Origin of the sequence: Spiroplasma endosymbiont of Megaselia nigra, assembly GCF_003987485.1 — a bacterium.
GTDB lineage: Bacteria > Bacillota_I > Bacilli_A > Mycoplasmatales > Mycoplasmataceae > Spiroplasma.
Genome location: NZ_RCOO01000013.1, coordinates 1 through 16,859, shown reverse-complemented (window position 1 = coordinate 16,859; position 16,859 = coordinate 1). Strand labels below are relative to the sequence as shown.

General features: G+C 28.2%; 15 protein-coding genes. 1 reads left to right on the top strand and 14 read right to left on the bottom strand.

Going from position 1 to position 16,859, the window contains the following annotated elements; all coding sequences use genetic code 4:
* Both D9R21_RS01465 and D9R21_RS01460 read right to left on the bottom strand, forming a co-directional pair.
* On the bottom strand, window positions 1–748 hold a 748-nt coding region (locus tag D9R21_RS01465; protein WP_148108817.1), incomplete at its 3' end, for a hypothetical protein.
* Window positions 749–1,396 carry a hypothetical protein gene (locus D9R21_RS01460; RefSeq protein WP_126820795.1) on the bottom strand — a complete coding sequence of 216 codons (648 nt, stop codon included), beginning with the start codon at window positions 1,394–1,396 and terminating at the stop codon, window positions 749–751. It abuts the gene before it with no gap.
* A 66-nt stretch (window positions 1,397–1,462) separates the two neighbouring features.
* Between D9R21_RS01460 and D9R21_RS01455 the strand changes: the two genes are divergently transcribed.
* Window positions 1,463–2,443 (top strand): IS30 family transposase, encoded by a 981-nt coding sequence (locus tag D9R21_RS01455; RefSeq protein ID WP_126820794.1) that lies wholly within the window; start codon window positions 1,463–1,465, stop codon window positions 2,441–2,443.
* A 160-nt stretch (window positions 2,444–2,603) separates the two neighbouring features.
* Here D9R21_RS01455 and D9R21_RS01450 read toward each other — a convergent pair whose 3' ends face one another.
* The 12 genes from D9R21_RS01450 to ffh form a co-directional block, all read right to left on the bottom strand.
* The gene (locus D9R21_RS01450) at window positions 2,604–2,786 is read right to left on the bottom strand and encodes a recombination protein O N-terminal domain-containing protein (RefSeq protein WP_241568649.1); all 183 of its coding nucleotides are present in this window, start codon (window positions 2,784–2,786) and stop codon (window positions 2,604–2,606) included.
* Window positions 2,787–2,808: 22 nt separating this feature from the next.
* The gene (era, locus tag D9R21_RS01445; protein WP_126820793.1) at window positions 2,809–3,702 is read right to left on the bottom strand and encodes a GTPase Era; all 894 of its coding nucleotides are present in this window, start codon (window positions 3,700–3,702) and stop codon (window positions 2,809–2,811) included.
* 59 nt (window positions 3,703–3,761) lie between these two features.
* Window positions 3,762–8,123 carry a PolC-type DNA polymerase III gene (locus tag D9R21_RS01440; protein WP_241568648.1) on the bottom strand — a complete coding sequence of 1,454 codons (4,362 nt, stop codon included), beginning with the start codon at window positions 8,121–8,123 and terminating at the stop codon, window positions 3,762–3,764.
* Between the two features lie 24 nt (window positions 8,124–8,147).
* Window positions 8,148–9,494 carry a site-2 protease family protein gene (locus D9R21_RS01435; protein ID WP_126820792.1) on the bottom strand — a complete coding sequence of 449 codons (1,347 nt, stop codon included), beginning with the start codon at window positions 9,492–9,494 and terminating at the stop codon, window positions 8,148–8,150.
* Between the two features lie 38 nt (window positions 9,495–9,532).
* Entirely contained in the window at window positions 9,533–10,678 is a 1,146-nt protein-coding gene (gene dxr, locus D9R21_RS01430) for a 1-deoxy-D-xylulose-5-phosphate reductoisomerase (RefSeq protein ID WP_126820791.1), read from the bottom strand.
* 6 nt (window positions 10,679–10,684) lie between these two features.
* On the bottom strand, window positions 10,685–11,776 hold the full coding sequence (locus D9R21_RS01425; RefSeq protein ID WP_126820790.1) for a phosphatidate cytidylyltransferase: 1,092 nt from the start codon (window positions 11,774–11,776) through the stop codon (window positions 10,685–10,687).
* Window positions 11,754–12,461: a polyprenyl diphosphate synthase gene (uppS, locus tag D9R21_RS01420; RefSeq protein ID WP_126820789.1), complete on the bottom strand. Its 708-nt coding sequence runs from the start codon at window positions 12,459–12,461 to the stop codon at window positions 11,754–11,756. Before uppS ends, D9R21_RS01425 begins: the two co-directional genes overlap by 23 nt.
* Window positions 12,462–12,522: 61 nt before the next feature.
* The gene (frr, locus tag D9R21_RS01415) at window positions 12,523–13,071 is read right to left on the bottom strand and encodes a ribosome recycling factor (protein ID WP_126820788.1); all 549 of its coding nucleotides are present in this window, start codon (window positions 13,069–13,071) and stop codon (window positions 12,523–12,525) included.
* A complete protein-coding gene (gene pyrH, locus D9R21_RS01410; protein WP_126820787.1) occupies window positions 13,072–13,797 on the bottom strand; it encodes a UMP kinase in 726 nt (241 codons plus the stop codon).
* A gap of 118 nt (window positions 13,798–13,915) precedes the next feature.
* Window positions 13,916–14,194, bottom strand: coding sequence for a hypothetical protein (locus tag D9R21_RS08095; protein ID WP_241568647.1), 279 nt, complete (start codon window positions 14,192–14,194; stop codon window positions 13,916–13,918).
* Window positions 14,195–14,366: 172 nt separating this feature from the next.
* Window positions 14,367–14,768 carry a hypothetical protein gene (locus D9R21_RS08090; protein WP_241568646.1) on the bottom strand — a complete coding sequence of 134 codons (402 nt, stop codon included), beginning with the start codon at window positions 14,766–14,768 and terminating at the stop codon, window positions 14,367–14,369.
* A 471-nt stretch (window positions 14,769–15,239) separates the two neighbouring features.
* Window positions 15,240–16,598, bottom strand: coding sequence for a signal recognition particle protein (ffh, locus tag D9R21_RS01400; RefSeq protein ID WP_126820786.1), 1,359 nt, complete (start codon window positions 16,596–16,598; stop codon window positions 15,240–15,242).
* Window positions 16,599–16,859 lie beyond the last annotated feature (261 nt).

Below are 16,859 nucleotides of genomic sequence, written 5' to 3'. Positions count from 1 at the left end.
TAGCATATTCAAAACCATCAAATTTATCAAATGTATTAATTATTCATTGTCCGTAATGTTCAACTATTTCATTTAAATTCATTGCGTTTTTTGGTGTAATAACATTTTCTTCAATTAAATACTTATCATATTCATTATTTTCATTAATTTTATAACCACTAAATAAAAACACCGTGTGGTCTTCACTACCATTAGCATAATCAACGCCAATCGAATAACATTCAAATTCATATTGTTTTGTATTAGTATTATAAAAATCTTGCAAATTATATTCTTTAATATATTTACGATAATTTCGTAAAACATAAATACTGGGATCATTATCATTATATTCAAAACCATAGTATTCAAGTTCAAATAAATCAGGTCGCTCTTCTTTATTTGCTAAAACAAGTTTTTTAGTAATATCAGGTATTTTATTTCAAACAGCACCCATAGTTAATCGTAAATTAAAAACACCCAACCCATTAAAAGCTTGTTTATTTTCTGAATATACTTGGTTGTGTTCTTTTAAAATATTTTTAATTCTTTCATTTAAAGGTAAAAATGGCGTTACAAATTTTTCATAAAAGACATGATATTTATCAAAAGGATTAAAAGTAAATTGATTAGAATATGTTTTATGAAAATATGTTGTTACTGTTATGTATTGTTTTGCTATGTTATCTCATTCTTGAAATGTCCAAGATAATTCTTTTATAGAAATAGGATTGTCTAAATTATATTGTTCATTATTATTTTCATCCATTTATTTTTCGTAAGAAATTTTTAAACTTTTACTCCGAAACATTGAAACTCTTAAATTATTATATCTTTTATCTAGTTCTTTATCAGTTAAAATTTCTTTTTCTTCAGCATGTATCATTTCATCTGTTCACGCCGATATAATACCACTACCTTTACCAACTTTTCCCATAATTTTATTACCATTAGCATAACCCGCAAAAGCAATACGAACACCGCTCGGAAAAACAATTTCACCCCCTTCTTTAACATTTTTAGGTCAAACAATGCCATTTTCATTGTCGGGTCCTATATCAATCCCATATTTATCATAAAGATAGTTGCAGACATTAATTTTATCGCCAAATGTAGTATCTTCGTGGGTGTTGGCATATCTGCGTAAAATATTAGATGAAGCATCAGTAAAATTACAAGCAAAAAATAATTTTTCAGCTAGGTGATTTCATGTTTTATTAGTACCACGCCCAGCTGAAACAAACTTAAAAAAAGAATTCGTTGTAAAATATCGGGCATAACTATCACCAACAAAATCTTTAAATACTTCTCAATCAAAACCAAAATTATAGTCGCTAAAATTTAAATCATATTTTTTATTTAAATGTTCATAACTAGTAATTCGTTTTTTGTTGTTAACTTTACTAAATTCTTGCATATTTATTAACCTCTTTATTTTATATATAATACATTATAAGAAAAAATGAAGGGAATTTGTATAAAAATGAAAAAGTTTAAGCATTTAATATTTGATGAACGAGATTTGTTTAAAGATTTATTGTTATCTGGTGCTTGTAAAAAGAAAAATGGGACAATTAATTTATCTGAAATATCAAGACAAACTAGTCGTGGAATTAATACTATTAAAAGAGAAATTAATAGATTTAAAAGTATAGAAGATTATAGTCCGTATGAAGCACAAAAAGATTATAAGAAAAAACGTAAAAAATCTATTAAAAAACTACCTATATTTACAGAAGATCAGTTATATTTTATTAAAATAAGATTTAATAAATACCACGATACACCCGAACAATTGATTTATCGTTATTTCTTGGAGTTTGGTGTTAAATTTCCTGCTTGTGTTAAAACATTGTATAAATGAATTCGCTTAGGTGAACTGGGATTAAAAAAAGAAAATTTACCTCATCATGGTAAAAAATATAAAACAAAAGGAAAACCTGATAATCGTGGTCAATTAACTAACTTTAAATCAATTTGAAATATTGAAAATAAAGTTTCTAATGTTGGTTGATTTGAAATGGATACCGTAGTTGGAAAAGACCATCAATCTAGTAATTTAGTTTTAGTAGAACAATCAAGTAAAAATTATTTTGTAATGAAATTAAAAAATAATACTGCTAATGAAGTTTTAGAAAAATTTAAATACATTGTTAAAAGTAATAATTTAATTGGGAAAATTAAAGGAATAATAACTGATAGAGGAAAAGAATTTAGTAAATGAAAAGAAATGGAAATATTTGCTGAAACACAAGTTTATTTTTGTGATGCGGGAAAACCACAACAAAAACCACTAATTGAGCATATGAATGGTGAATTTAGATATTGACTTTCTAAGGGCTTTGATTTTAATAAAATTAGTCAAAAAATGATAAATTGAATAGTTAATGTTATAAATGATAAACTCCGACCATGTTTGAATTGACTAAGTGCAAAAACAATTTTTTTACAAAATTTTAAATAAATTTATTAGTTAAAATTTAATAAATTATTTTTAGTGTGCTTAAGGGTATGAGTAAAATAAGATAAAATTACAAAAATTTAATTTTTTATGAAAAAGTTATTGCAATTTATTAAAAATATTTTATTATTAACTTAACAAGAAAAAAATTTGCCGTTTGTATTTACAAAACGCCATATGATAAAAATATTTCAAATTCACTTGTTGCTAAGAATTGTACTGCATACTGATTTTTTGATGTAATTTTTTGTACCCCAGGTGCAAAAAAAGCTAATTTTCCTAATTCTTGTGACAAAATCGTAATAATTGCACTGTTATCATCATAAGGTCGTTTATGCAATACCATTCCTGTTAATTTTTGAATTATTTTAATAACTTTCTTTGTTATAACCTAGACGGGCAATCATTGAAGGGTTATCCCGTCATTTATCCACTACTTTAACAAATAATTCTAAAAATATTTTTGTTCCTAAAATTTGTTCTAATTCTAAGCGGGCTTGCGTTCCAATTTGTTTAATTAAACGGCCTTGTTTCCCAATAATAATTCCTTTTTGCGAATCCCGTTCAACGCAAATTGAAGACATAATTTTTAATAGCTGTGGTTGATCATCAATTTTATCAATTAAAATGGCAACACTATGCGGAATCTCATCTTCTGTCAACAACAAAATTTTTTCCCGAATAATTTCACGAATTAAAAACTTTTCTGGTTGATCAGTTAACATATCATCAGGATAATATTGTGGTCCTACTGCTAAATGTGTTTTTAATAAAGTTAATAATGTTTCAAGATTTTTATGTTTGACGGCTGAAACGGGAATGATAGCAGTAAACTGATGAATTTTTTCTCATTCAGCAATTTTTACCATTAAATCACCTTTGGAAACTAAATCAATTTTTGTTACAACTAAAACAATTGGAATTGCGCGCTCCTGTAGTGCTCTGATAATATAACGATCATTATCACCAATGTATTTATTTGCTGGAGCTAAAAATAAAATAACATCGGCTGCTTTTGTTGCTGATAAAGCAACTTTATTCATAAATTTCCCCATTTCATGATGAGCTTTATGAATGCCTGGGGTATCCATAAAAACAATTTGTGATTCTTGATCATTATAAATCCCTTGAATACGGTTTCGTGTTGTTTGTGCCTTTGCTGTTACAATTGCTACTTTATTATTTAAAATTGTATTTAATAATGTTGATTTACCAACATTTGGTCGCCCCACAATTGCAACAAAACCTGATTTAATTACCATTTTCTTCACCTCTTAATTATTCTAATTATAAAGGAAAATATCATAAAAAATTATCTTATTTAAAACTCAAACGCAATTTGATCATCTAATGATAAATTTTTTAAAATTCCAAGTTCTTCAAATGATTCTAAATGAGCTTTTGTAATATTTGTTCGTTTTTGTAAATCAGCAATTGATAAAAATGGTTTTTCATGGCGAGCATTAATAATACTATCGCCAACAGCTCCGCCCAAACCATCAATTGCAGAAAATGGCGGTAAAATAATTTTTTCATTATTTTCATTTGTAATAACGGTAAAATTTTTATTTCGACTTGTTTTTAAATCAATATTGCTCATTTTAATTCCTCGGGCATACATTTCTAATGCTACTTCATAAACGTGAATTAAATCTTTTTCTTTTTGTGTTGGTTTATTGGGAGCATTAAAATCTTTATTATCCAAACGAGTTTGAATATCGCGTAAAACTTGTTTGATTGTTTCTGCTCCTTTTAAAATTGTTTTAATATCAAAAACATCTGTTCGAGTTGAAAAAAATGTTGCATAATATTCAACTGGATAATTAATTTTATATCATGCTACTCGTCACGCCATTAAGACATAGGCTGTTGCATGGGCTTTTGGGAACATATACTTAATTTTATTACACGAATCAATATATCATTGTTCAACATTATTATCCCGCATTAATTGTTCATGTTCAGTTGTTAACCCCTTTCCCTTTCGAACATCTTCCATAATCTTAAAAGCACTTTGAGCAGGTAACACTTTATAAATTAAATTAACCATAATATCATCACGACATCCAATTACTTCTGAAATACTAATATTTTGATTTCGAATTAATTCTTGGGCATTGCCAATTCAAACATCTGTTCCGTGTGACAATCCTGAAATTTGGACTAAATCTGCAAATGAAGTTGGTTTTGTATCTAATAACATCTTACGAACAAAAAAAGTACCAAATTCAGGAATCCCAATTGCACCAGTTTTTTCACCATTAATATCTTCTGGTTTAATGTTTAAAACATCTAAACTTCGAAAAAGACTTAAAACCGCTTCATCATTTGTTGGAATTGTTTTTGGATCCACTCCCGTTAAATCTTGCAGCATTCGCAAAGCAGTTGGGTCAACATGACCTAAAATATCTAACTTTAAAACATTATCATGAATTGCGTGGAAATCAAAATGAGTTGTTAATCAATTTGATTTAATATCATCAGCAGGAAAATTAACTGGTGTAAATGCCTCAACTTCATATTCATTTGGAATAACAACAATTCCACCTGGATGTTGTCCAGTTGTTCGTTTAACTCCCTCACAACTCTTGGCAATTCGTTCTAATTCTGCGCGACGTTTTAAATGTAAAATATTTTTACTTTCAAAATAACCTTTCACATAACCATATGCAGTTTTTTCTGCCACCGTTGAAATTGTTCCGGCACGATAAACACTACGTTCTCCAAACATTTCTTTAGTAAAGTCATGTGCAATTGGCTGATATTCTCCTGAAAAGTTTAAATCAATATCCGGAACTTTATCTGCTTCAAACCCTAAAAATGTTTCAAAGGGAATATCATGCCCTTCCCCTTTTAATGGTTTTTGACACTTTGGACAAGTACGAACTGGTAAATCATATCCACACTTAACTGAACCATCAACAATAAATTCACTATAACTACAATAAGAACATAAATAATGTGGTTGTAATGGATTTACTTCAGTAATATTACTCATTGTTGCAACAAAACTACTACCAACACTTCCCCGTGACCCGACTAAATAGCCATGTTGCAATGATTTATCAACTAATTTATGTGCAATTCAGTAAATAACAGCAAAACCATGCTTAATAATAGCATTTAATTCACTTTCTAAGCGTGATGCAACAATTTCTGGTAATGACTTACCATAAATTTTATAAGCATTTTGATAACATAATTCTTTTAATAATTGGTCACTACCCTCAATTTTAGGTGTATATAATTTATCTTTAATAATTTCAACTTTTTTAATTTGGTCAGCAATTAAATTTGGATTTGTTACTACAATTTCATAAATTAATTCATCATCATTTAAAAACTTAAATTCGTTCATCATTTCCATTGTTGTTCTTAAAAACTGATCAGGATTATCAGTTACTCGTTGCTTATAATCATATAAAGGATGGGGACGGCCACCAATTCCTTTTGCATTAATATAAACTTCACGGAAAATTTTATCTTCTGGGTTAAGATAGTGCACATCACCAGTAGCAACAACTAATTTATTTAATTTTTTTGCTGTAAAAATAATATCTTTAATGACTGTTAATAATCGTTCTTCTGATAAATCCCCCATTTGAACTAAATGTTTATATACACTAGGGGGTTGAATTTCAACATAATCATAAAACTTAATTGTTTCTACTAATTCCGATGCATCTTTATTTCGTGCCACTTCAAAAACATCACCATTAACACATGATGACCCAATCAATAAATTACTACGATGTTGTTCAATTACACTTCGTAATAATTTTGGTGATGAATAAAAATATTTAGTATGCGCAGCAGTTATTAGTTTAAATAATTCTAATAAACCTACCTGATTTTTTGCTAAAATTGTCATATGTTTTGGTCGCAGTTTTTTATAAACAGCAGGGTCATGAATTTTCTCAATATCATCATCAAACTCAATACTATAAGTATTAATCATTTTCCGTAGCTGATGCTCATAGATGTCTGTTAAAACAATTGCATCATAATCGCCACGGTGAGCAACTTCTTCATTATAAATAACATTATAACAACGAGCAATTGTTCCCAACCGATAATTTTTCAAATGTGGTTCTAAAATCCGTGATAATTGTAAAGTATCAATTACTGTGTTATTAATTTCTGAGCGTCCAGCTTTTTTTAACCACGATTGAATAAAACCAAGGTCAAACTCAGCATTATGTGCAATTAAAATTGCATCCTTAAAATATTCTAAAATTTGGTCAATTGATTCAATAAAAGTTGGTTTATCCGCTAATAATTCATCTGTAATTCCTGTTAATTCAGTTGTAAATGATGATAACTTAACGGATGGTTTAAACAAATGATTAATTGTTTGACGTTCACCACTAATACCATCCATAATAACCGCACCAAATTCAATGATTTCATCATAGCTACTACTTAAGCCAGTTGTTTCTAAGTCGAAAATAACATATTTTGCAGTTCGTAAATTATGATGATGCGGGTTTTTAACATATCAGACTTTATCATCTAAAACATCTGCTTCAACACCATAAATAACTTTAACATCAGGATATTTCTTATTAAGATTATAAATTTCTGGATAAGCTTGAACATTTAAATGGTCAGTAAAAGCAATTGCTTTATGATTCCAATGTACTAATGTTTTAAAAAGCATTGCAAGATCTGTTACTCCATCCATAACACTCATTTTAGTATGGAGATGTAACTCCACGCGTTTTTCAGGCGCATTATCTTCACGATATAAATCTTCACGCTCTAAACGAGAAATTTTTTTAATAAAAAACATTTGTTCATTAGCATAAGTATCATACCGAATATCGCCAAAAAGACTAACTCATTCATTCGTTTTTAATTCTTCAATAAAATTATCTGGTTGTTCTGTTCGAGTAAAAAATTTTGCACCAATTGTATCACTATAATCAGTAATTGTTATTACATAAATAAATTTCTTTGTTGAAATTAACTGTCGTTCTTTACTTAAAATTTTTCCATAAATTGTCACATTCGGAGCATCTTGATCAATATCAATTAACCGTTCATAACTTGCTTCTCCATTTTTTGCTCTCTGATAACTATTTAATTCTCTTCGAACTGGATTAGTCCCATTGGTTGGTTTAGAAATTAACTGTTCTGTTTTTTGCGCTGTTTCTTGATATTTAATTAATTCTTGTTCATTAATTTCTAAAATATTATTTTCTCGTAAATCAATCACTAGGGCTAATTGTAAATAACTAAAACCATAGCGGCGAAGTTTTTTTTGATAATAATTACAATGTTCACCCACTAATTTTTGTTCACTTTCCGAATGAACAGTAATTTTTAAAATATTATCAGTTAAAGCAAAACGTTCTGGGGATAATTTACTAAAAAAACTATTTTTTAATTCCGATTTATTTAATCGAATATATTCTAAGTAACTAAAAATAGTTTCTAATTCGTATTGTTCTTTTCGAACCCGTAAAGAAATCTTTGTGGGTAATGTTTCATTTTCTAATAAAGTTTGTTCTAATTTTAGTAAAACTTCTAGTGGTAAAAAATCATTAATTTCAATCACAACACGAAAAAAGCCTTCACTAGTACTATATTCTGCTTTAATGACTTTAGCATCATCAAAATAATTTCCAATAAATTCTAAATTATTTGCTGTAAATAGTTTTATCAATTGTTGGTCCATCATCTAATCCTCACCTATCTTTTCTGCTTAAAAAAAGACATCTTTAATTGTTATTCCAATAAATAATAAAATAAAGACTATTGCTCCCGTTACATTAATAATAATCTTTGCCTTATGCGGTAACTGTCATTTTTGCTCTTTTGCTTGATATTCTTCTAATAATACTTTTTGTTGCGCTGGATCATGGCGTTTCTTTCAAATCCTTACCCGACCATTTAAGCGTTTTACTCCACCAACTATTCCTTCAATTGATGTTTCAAAAAACTTGTATCCATCTAATGGTGGGATTGGAATTAAGTTCAAAACAAATAAATTAGCAGATAACATGGCCACATACATAAAGAAAAGAGCTGGTCCTTCTGTTAACATTGAAGAAACTGTTCTTGCAATTCCAACTGGACCAGATAATTGTCCTCACTGACCAGTAAATAATAATCCAAATGATTTTAAAATTGTCACTGATTGTCTAAATGTTTCTCCTCAACCATAGCCATATGCTTGCGCAGTTGAAGCAAACTGACGATCAGGAGCTATAATTCCGACTGTATAAGTATTGTTGGCTTCTGTTAACTTAACTGGTTCAGTTTGAAATAAACCATCCGAAGCCGTTGTAACTTCTTGTTTACTATTTACACGATCAAAAGCAAGAGTAATATAATTAATTTTTTCATCATTATTACTATTATCATATTGTTGTTTTAAATTTTTAATAAAATTAAAAACTGTTGTTTGATAAGTTGGAATCTTATCTACTGTTCCCACATGACTTGCTAAAATATGATTCTCCTTATTATCAGCTTTATCTTCCTTATTAACACGATAATATTCTTGTGCTACTTTAAGTTTTTCAATATTAGGACCTAATCAATAATCTAAAATCACAATATCTTGAGCAACATTTTGACTACTCGTTTTTAGAGCAGCATATGCTGCACCATTAGAATCATACTTAGCTCCTCAATATGTCATATCAGATGGTTTATAATTTAATGCCGCAAAAGTTGTGGTAAAAATAAAAACAGCAATAAAAAAATTCATTAAAGCTCCTGCGACAATAAAAATTAAGCGTTTTCATTTTGCAATATTTTCCATTTTTCGTTCTTCAGGAACTTCTTCCTCTTCACGCCCTTTTGGTGGATCAACTAATTGACTTGCAATATAAACATATCCTCCAAAAGGAAAAATTCGGATTGAATAACGAGTTTCTTTTTTTCCTCAAGAAAAAATTTTGGGACCAAAACCAATTGCAAATTCATAGACATATGCTCCCGCTAATTTCGCAATAATAAAATGTGCAAATTCATGAATTGTAACTAACATTAATAAAATTATAATCCCAATTACAAAACCTAAAACTACCATTCCTGCTGACATTTATTTCTTAACTCCTTACTTTTTTATTCGGAATAACATTATTTTTCTGAAAAATAATTAATAATATCTCTTTTAATGATATCATTTAATTCTTTGATTTCACGATAATTAACTAATTTTTGCGGTTTAATTTGATTCATAAAATATTCAATATAATCAACAATTTGATAAAATTTAATTCTTCCGGATAAGAAAAGCGAACGTAATGTTTCGTTTGCTGCATTAAAAGCAATGGCTAATGAATTATTTTCATTTAAGCAACGATAGGCTAATTGTAGCGCTTTTCAACGAGATAAATCAGCTTTTTGAAATGTTAAGGTTATTAATTCCTCAAAATTTAATGGTTTTAAGAACGAACTATTTTTTCGAATTGGATAATATAAAAAATAATTTAAAACTTGTAACATTGAAGGTTTTGATAATTGTCCAATAATTGAAGAATCGGCATATTGTACGGCTGAATGTAAAATAGCTTGTGGATGTAAAATAACAGTGATTTTTGAAGTTTTAAATAAATGATAAGCTTCTATAATTTCAAATCCTTTGTTTACCATTGTTGAAGAATCAATGGTAATATTTTGTCCCATCTTTCAAGTTGGATGTTGCAAAGCTTGTTGCTCATCAATTGTTTTTAAATCAGCTAATGTTTTATTAGCAAACATCCCCCCTGAAGCTGTTAAAATAATTTCTGAACACGGGTTGGTTTGGTCTAAACATTGAAAAATAGCACAATGCTCAGAATCAATTGGATATAATTGATTATTATTTTTTGCTAATAAATTGTTAATTAAATCCCCTGCTACTACTAATGATTCTTTATTTGCTAATAATAACGTACGGTTTTTACCATATAAAGTTTGTAATGTTGGGTATAATCCTGCAAAACCACTAATTGCATTTAAAACCAAAGCTGTCGGAAAAGCAGCTAACATTGCATTAATTCCTGTTTCTCCAGTTACAAAAGTTATATTTGGATATTGCGCTGTTAAAATAGCTTGTTGTGTTTCATCACCAAGATGAACAATCCTAATTGTGCGATGTTTCTCTAAAATCTTAATTAGAACTGAAATATTATGATAAATACTAACAGCGGTAATTTGAAAATCATTTGGATTTGATACAATAATTTGTAACGCTTGTTGACCAATATTTCCAGACGCACCAAAAACAATAATATTTCGCATTATAAATTATCGTTGTAACACTATATTTGAAATAATAAACATTACAAAAAAGACTAATGAAAATGAATCCAAACGATCTAAAATACCACCATGGCCAGGCAATAAATTACTAAAATCTTTAATATTATAACGACGTTTAATTCATGAAAATGATAAATCCCCTAATTGTGACAAAATGCTTAATACAAACGCTAACAGAACATAAATTACATAACGCATTACATTTTGATCATTATCATTTGAGAAAAAGTTAAAAACCCAATGGTTACTAGTTGCAAAATGAAACATTAAAATAGCATAAGTAATTGCAATTCCTGCTGCTAAGATTGTTCCCGTTACAGCACCTTCTCATGTTTTGTTTGGAGATATTGTTGGCGCTAATTTATGTTTTCCATAAGTAACACCGCCAACAAACGCAAAAGTATCAGTTAAAATAATAATTAATGCTAATCATACCACACTACTTCAACCATAAGCAGGATTTAACATAAATTTATTCATTGCTTTTAAAGCAAAAGTTAAATACAGGGTAAAAATTAAAACTAATGTCATTTTACCAAAAGTAATTTCTTTTGAACTAAATACTAAACAATAATATCCTAAAATCGCACATAAATAAATAACAAAAATAATTCAGGGTTTTAATCAATTTCAATTTAATAATTTATAAAATAGGTAATTAATTGAACCAATTCCACCATATTCTGTTGCGATTGATTCATCTGGAAACAAAAATAAAAAAATTATTAATAAATATGTAATGACTTGCGTATAAATTGGTCACTTTGTTCCTCCAACTAACCGCAAAATTTCATAGTTAACTAAACCTAAAATAACAGCATTAATGCCAATAAAAACATAATTAGCAATTTCAATATGTGGAACATTACCATGTCATTCTGTTGCAATTGCCCCTGTGAATAAATATAAACCTAAAAAGACTAATAACAAATAAAATGTAATATGACGAGCAACATATTTTTTTTGAAACATACCTTTATGTTCCTTACTTTTTGACGCTTTATTTGTTAAATTATCATCTCCTGTTGATTTTTCATTTTCATTAACAAGAACATTATCTTCCTGATTGTTTATCACTTTCAATTCCTCCAAATCTTCTATTTCTATTATTATAATCTAATATTGCTTCAGTTAAAGCATTTTCATCAAATTCTGGTCAAAATGCTTTGGTAAAATATAATTCAGCATAACGATTTTGTAATAATAAAAAATTACTTAACCTTTGTTCACCACCACATCGAATAATTAAATCAACATCTGGTAAATCTGCGGTATATAAATGTTGAAATAATGTCTGTTCATCAACAGTTGCTAATTTTTCACTTATCATTTGATTAATTGCTGTTAATAATTCTTCAATGGCTCCATAGTCAAAAGCAAATGTTAAAACCATTCCATTATTATCTTTTGTCCGTAAAATAGCATTATCAATTGCTGCTAATGTTTTAAGTGGCATTTTTGTACGCCGACCAATATGATTTAAAACAATATTTTCATTCTTAAAATTATTAACTTGTTTATTATTTAATAATCGCTCTGGCATCGCCATTAAATATGCAACTTCTTGTGCACTTCGTTTTCAATTTTCAGTTGAAAAACAATAAATCGTTAAATACTTAACACCAAGAGCATTTGCTTTTAATGCGACATCTTTAATCCGTTTTGCTCCTTCTTCATGGCCAGCTGTTCGTTCTAAACCTTGCTTAGTTGCCCAACGACCATTACCATCTAAAATAATTGCAATATGTTGTGGTATTTTCATGCCTTATGTCCTTCTTCCCCATTTTGTTAATTATACCGAGAGTCATAAAAAAATGAAAGTTTTAAACTTCCATTAGTTCTTTTTCTTTTAGAGTTGCTTTTTCATCAATTTTTTTAATAAATTGGTCCGTTAATTTTTGAACTTCCCCTTCATAATATTTTTTATCATCTTCAGTTAATTCAGAATCTTTTTTAAGGTGTTCATTACTATCTCGTCGTTCATTCCGAATTGCTACTTTAAACTGTTCACTAGCTTTTCACATTTCCTTAACCAACATTTTACGACGTTCTTCAGTTAGCGGAGGAATATTTAACCGAATTAAATCTGCTTCTGAATTTGGTGTTAAACCTAAATCTGCTTTATTAATTGCTGTTACAATTAAATTAATAATTGAACGATCATATGGTTTAATAACTAATTGTCGTGCTTCTGGCACCATGATATTAGCCAATTGTTGAATTGGTGTTAGTGTTCCATAATAATCAATCATAATATGTGATAACATATTTGGATTGGCACGACCAGTACGAATTTTAATTAATTCATTTTCAAATGAAACGATTACTTTTTCCATCTTTTCTTTTGTTTGATTAATAACTTCTTGCGACATTTATTTTTTCCCTCCTGTAACAATTGTTGAACGCGCATTACCATGTGCTGCCTTATAAATATTATCTGGTTCATTAATATCAAAAACAACGATTTTAACATCATCTTCCATTGCTAAACTAGATGCTGTTAAATCCATTACTTTTAATTGTTTTTTTTGCAATTCATTTAAACTAATATTATCAAAGCGAACTGCATCAGCATTATGGCGCGGATCTTTATCATAAATACCATCAACCCCATTTTTTGCCATTAACATAACATCTGCATCAATTTCAATTGCTCTAATTGTTGCTGCTGTATCAGTTGTAAACTTTGGTTGGCCAGTTCCTCCAGCCATAATAACAATTGCTCCTTTTTCTAAAGCAGCTTTTGCTTTTTTAAACAAATATGGTGAAGCAACTTCCGGAACTTGAATTTTTGAAGTTACAACAACATTCTGACTACCTTCATTTTTTAATACAGCCTCTAATGCTAAAGCATTCATTACTGTTGCTAACATCCCCATATAATCTGCACTAATTGGATTCATTTTAATTGTGTCAGCACGATTACCGCGTCAAATATTACCACCACCAACAACAATAGCAATTTGTAATCCTTCTTTTTGTAATTTAACAATTTGTTTTGCAATATCATAAATTTTTTTCGCATCATATAAATTATCAGAATTCCCCAATGCTTCACCAGATAATTTTAGTAAAACTCGCTTATATTGTAATGCCATTATAACTTTCCTCTCTTTTTTCTATTTTATTCTAATACATTATAAATTGTTTTAACAAATAATCAAAATAAAATTACAAATTAGTAAAGAAATTTACTTTATCAAAAACTACTTAATATTAAGTTAAACTTGGCAAATAAGATGTTAAAAACTCATGTCAAAATTCTCATGCTTTTGTTTTTAAAGCATCACTTGTTAAAAGTCAATATACAAATCCCTCCGCAAAAAATTCAAAATTATCTTTAAATGAAAATTTACTAAGATGAAATAATTGAAAAATCTTTTCTTTTGTTAAACTTTGTTGCTGGTGAAAGTTATTAATTTTTTTTAATAAAAATGTTTTTAATTGTTCAATCACATTAATTTTATAATCTAATTTATAACGATAGTGCAGCAAATGTCCAAGTTCATGACATAGAGTGTAAAAAATACTTTGTTGTGAAATTCCACCTTCAATCCATTTTTGCTTTCATATCTCTTCATAGTTACAATTTATTGCATCATATGCAATTGCAATTTGCCGGTTGTTTGAATTTGTATAACTCTTTGTTTCTAAAAATTGTCCGTCTTTAATTAATAACAGAACTTAAAACTTTATTAATTTCTTGTTTTGTTCAAAGAAAATCACAAATATTATAAAATAATGTAATAATTTCTTTTAATTTATTTTGATAAGTTGAACAATAATGATTGATAAATTGTTGTCAAGAATGTCGAACTGGTTCATCTAAAAAGGACAATAATTCATCATAAGAAATAAATGCTTTTTGATCATAGAATGGTAAATTAGTATAATTAGCTGGACTTAAAAAAGCATTTGTTAAATTTTGTTCAAGTTTTGTTGCAATATTATTATTAATTCACATTCCTCGATAACCTCGATTTTGTACTCAAGTTTTATTTGGAGCATATTGTCGATTTAAATCAATTTGATTAGCAATTGATTTATCAAAAGTATAATAAAGAATCACTGATCCTCGATAAAACGAAAAATCACTTGAAACAATTGTTGCTGATGAAGAACTAATGTTATCTTTAATTTTTATTTTATTAATATTTAAATTAAGAAATTGTTGTTTTAATTTTTCTTTAATATGTATTTTTTTCGGAATATGTAAGCCATTAGTTTTAAGGGTTTTTAAATTGGGGTCAGTAACAATTGTCCCTAACTCAAGTGGTCTTGGATTTAAATAACCAAGATATCAGACATACAGAACAAAACTGACAAAAACCGTTACGTTACCATTAAAAATAATGTTGAATTAATCATTCACCATTTTTTGCTATTTTCTTTCATATGTTTTTCCTTTTCTAAAACTTTTAATAATTTATAATGTTCAATCTTGGATAGTCATTTTATTATTTAGAAATAATTTTGTTAAAACAACATTATTTTGTATCACAAAATAAAAACTTTTTAAAAAACAGTTTTCTTAAATAGATTAATTAAAACCCACTCCGCTTAGACCACCCATCCCAGGAATATTTGGCATACGCCCTGATTTAATTTGACGAGCAATTTCATCAACTTGTTTTTTTGTTTTTTCAAATTGATTAATTAGCTCATTATATTCTTTTTCAGTTCGTCCTGAGCCTTTTAAAATCCGATTTTTTCGTGATAAATGTTTTAATAATCGTGGTTCACGACGTTCTTTCACTGTCATTGATGATAATAATACTTCGGTTACTTTTAATTTTCGTTCAGCATCAGCAATTTTTTCATCACTTAATTTTGGCATTCCAGGTAATAATTTCATAATTCCGCCCATTTTACCCATTTTTGAAATTTGGCGCATTTGGTTTAATAAATCTTGCAAATCAAACTGTCCCATCATCATTCGATTAATTGTTTTTTTGATATCACGTTCATCTAATACATCTTTTGCTTTTTCAACTAAGGTTTGAACATCTCCCATTCCTAAAATTCGATCAGCCATTCGGTCAGGATAAAAGATTTGTAAATTACTCATTACTTCTCCAGTTCCAATAAAAGTAATTGGTAATTTTGTTAAATGTGTAATTGACAAAGCAGCCCCACCACGAGCATCACCATCTAGTTTTGTAACAACTACTCCTGTTAATTTTAATAACTGATTAAATTCAGTCGCAACATTAATAATGTCTTGCCCTGTCATCCCATCAACAACAAGAAGAATTTCATCCGGGGTAATATTATTTTTAATTTCTTTTAATTCTTGCATTAACTCAGCATCAATATGTAAACGTCCAGCTGTATCAATTAAAATAACATCATTTTTATTATCTTTTGCATAAGTAATTGCTTTTTTCGCAGTCGTTACTGGATTTTGTGTTCCGCGCTCAAAAACTTCAATATTTAAATTTTTCCCAATTGTTTTTAATTGTTCAATCGCTGCTGGTCGATAAATATCACAAGCAACTAATAATGGTTTTTTGTGATATTTCTTTTCAACTAACTTAGCAATTTTCCCCGTTGTGGTTGTTTTACCACTTCCTTGTAAACCAACCATCATTACAATTGTTGGTTTTGAAGTAAATGATAATTCTTTAACTGTTTTTCCAAATATATTAACTAATTCTTCATGCACAATTTTAACCATCATTTGTGATGCATTTAATCCATCAAGAATATATTCACCCCGTGCTTTTGTTTCAACAGCTTTAATAAAATCTTTAACTACTTCATTATTAACATCAGCCTCCAATAATGCTAATCGAATTTCACGCATTGTTTCAGTAATAGCATCAGTCGTTAAAGTTGATTTTTTCATATTTTTTTCAATTGATTTTTTCAATCGATTCGCTAAAAAATCTCCAATCATATTTTTTCTCCTTTAATTTTTATAACAAATACACTCTTATTAATTAATTATACTAAAATTAACATAAAAAAAGAATAAAAATAGAGTGCACCCCAAAAAGTAAGTATTAGTAAAAAAGGTTTATAAACTTTTATTTATTATATCCTTTTCTTTGCGGCTTGAATATCATTTATTTCATTTTTTAACATCATTAATATATTCGTCATGCGATAAGTAAATATTGTTATGAATTGTTGCTTTTTTTAATAAAGAATGAAAACT